The sequence below is a fragment of the Bradyrhizobium sp. genome (assembly GCF_049581145.1).
Taxonomy (GTDB): Bacteria; Pseudomonadota; Alphaproteobacteria; order Rhizobiales; family Xanthobacteraceae; genus Bradyrhizobium.
This window is the reverse complement of the sequence record NZ_JBAURI010000932.1, coordinates 1-2,665: the sequence shown is the minus strand read 5'-3', so window position 1 is coordinate 2,665 and position 2,665 is coordinate 1. Positions and strand designations below refer to the sequence as shown.

2 protein-coding genes are annotated in these 2,665 nt (G+C 58.3%); one reads left to right on the top strand and one right to left on the bottom strand.

Features of this window, described 5'->3' with window-relative positions; translation table 11 throughout:
• On the bottom strand, positions 1 to 1,281 hold a 1,281-nt coding region (locus tag WCB02_RS30500; protein ID WP_423963873.1), incomplete at its 3' end, for a carboxypeptidase regulatory-like domain-containing protein.
• A 497-nt stretch (positions 1,282 to 1,778) separates the two neighbouring features.
• On the opposite strand from WCB02_RS30500, the gene WCB02_RS30495 reads away from it, so the two are divergent.
• Positions 1,779 to 2,665: WD40/YVTN/BNR-like repeat-containing protein (locus tag WCB02_RS30495; RefSeq protein ID WP_423963871.1), on the top strand; the 887-nt coding region annotated here is incomplete at its 3' end.

The window sequence follows — 2,665 nt, the reverse complement described above, 5'->3', positions numbered from 1 at the left end:
GTGATTCTTGGCGTTCGGTACGTAGTCGATCTTCAGGATGCTCGTGTTCAGTGTGCTCGGCGTCGGCGAGACGAAATAGTATGCGCCGGAATTGATACCGTCGCCAAGGATTGTGCTCGTAGCGAGTGGCACCTTCGAGTAGTACGCAAGCACCGCCTGGTTTGGCCCCGGACCATTCGGGCAAACCGTCGCTCCATCAAAATAGTTCTCTGGCAGTGTGCAAGGTTCATCCAGGGCGGTTACCTGCGCTGGCGACAGGTACTGCGTGGCTCCGCTGGTGTTGATGTAACCCAGTTCGCCCTGCATGAAGCTCGCCGTCGGCACCGTCGCTCCAACCACGGTGTCGGTTCCAATGCGTGTGCCCTCATAGTTGAAGAAGTAGAAGAGCTTATCTTTGATGATGGGCGCGCCGATGCTGCCACCGAATACGTTCTGGATGTACTTCTGCGGAATATTGGGAAGACCCTGAAGGATCTGGCTATTCTTATTGAAGAAATCGTTGGAGACGGTGTTGGTCGGCCGATAGTACTCGTACAGTGAACCGTGGTAATGATTCGTGCCGCTCTTGGTCACGAGGTTCACCTGCGCGCCGGAGGAACGTCCCGCCTCGGCAGTTCCATTCGACGTAACAACGCGAAACTCTTCGGTGGAGTCGACCGTTGATCGCAGAATCCCAGTGAACGCCGTACCCTGCGTCTGGTCGTTATCATCCAGTCCATCGAGGGTGATATTGCCCTGATCCGATCGTCCGCCCGCAACCGAGCCGGTACGGCTGTCCGTGTTGAGCGGCCCGAGGTACAGAACGCCGGGTTGCAGTGTGAGCAGGTTGATCGGATTGCGCGCGTCCATCGGCAGCGCCTCGATCGTCTCGGTGCCAACCGCGTTACCTTCCGTCGCGTCGGTGAGGTTTAGATCCTGCGCCGCCGCGTTCACGTTCACCGTCTCCTTGCTCGCATTCACGCTCAGGGTGAAGTTGATCGTTGCTGGCTGATCCACCAGTAACTCGGCAGTGCGGCTTTGCGGCGCAAATCCAGCCGAGGTGATATCGACGGAATAGGTTGCCGGAGTGATGACCGGGAAGATGTAATACCCAGCCGAGTTGGTGGTCGCGTGATAGCCCGTTCCGTGCGCCTTGTCAGAAAGCGTGACGGTTGCCTTTGGCACCAGCGCGCCGCTCGAGTCCGTCACGACGCCTCGAAGAGAGGTTGTCGACGTCTGCGCATAGGTCGATAAAGAACCTAAACCCACTAACATAAGCGCTACTGCACAAATGCGTCCCATTAAATGTCCTCCAGAAATGGCGATGCGTCAGCACCTGTAGACGGTGCTTCGATGCGACCTACTTGGGAGAAAAAATATGACGACGAACAATGGCCAGCGATCAGCCCGGGATCAAGAGCACGTGGCGGTCGCTGAAAAAACTTGAGTGTGTGACTTGGCTAACGAGTGCGTCTGCTGGGATCAGTCCACGACTCAGCGCGTGCTTCATCATGACATTGGGTCCATGGAGTGTCAAATCCTGCGCATTCGACGGGACAGCGAAGCATAGTCTGGCGCTGATTCGCGGTAGGTAGGGCGGATGAAGTGGCCGGAGTTGAATTAAGATTAATCCCGAGAACGTTGTCGACCAGATCGATGCAGGGGACAAGATGAAGCACGGGGGTATCGCAGCTGGACTCGCTATCGGGTTGACCTGGACATCGCTTCTGGCACAGACCCCGCCGCTACCCGCCATCCATTCAGTGCCCCCTTCGATTCCCTATCGTTGGAATAACGTCGTGATCCGCGCTGGTGGCTTCATCACCGGTATCCTCTTCAGCAAGGCGAAGGACGGGCTTGTCTACGTCCGCACCGATGTCGGCGGGGCGTACCGCTCCGACGATGATGGCGCGCACTGGATTCCGCTCACTGACCAGTTCGGTCCTGATGAGTCCACCTACACGGGTATCGAGAGCATCGCGCCGGACCCCTCCGACGCGAACAAGGTTTACATTGCTGCGGGAATGTACACCGCCGACTGGGGTGGACCCTCCGCCATCTTTCGCTCGAACGACAAGGGCAAGACGCTCGAGATGACGTCGATGCCCTTCAAGATGGGTGGTAACGATGACGGCCGCGGCGCCGGGGAGCGGCTGGCCGTTGACCCCAATCTCGGCTCTGTCCTGTTCTTCGGTTCGCGCCTCGCCGGCCTCTGGAAGAGCACAGACTCCGGCATCACGTGGCAGCACGTAGACTCCTTCCCCGCCCCCGCAAAGCTGTCCGGTCCGGGCGAGAAAACCGGCATCACCTTTGTCGTCTTCGATCCTTCGCAGGGCACCAAAGGCAGAGCGACGAAGACCATCTACGTCGGTGTCGCGCAAGCAGGAATTGGGCTCTACCAGAGCCTGGATGGGGGAGCTACTTGGGAGCTCGTGCCCGGCGCACCCAAAGACCTATTTCCCAATCACGCAGTCATCGATCCCGGCAACACGCTTTACCTGAGTTACGACGACAACATCGGTCCCAACGGAATTCAGGATGGCGCGATCTGGAAGTACAGCCTGAAGGACGCGAAGTGGAAGAACATTACGCCGCTTACCCCAGGTTTGGGCGAGCAACCCCGCAAATTCGGCTACGGCGGTCTGGCCATCGATGCCGAACATCCTGACACCGTGATGGTCACAAC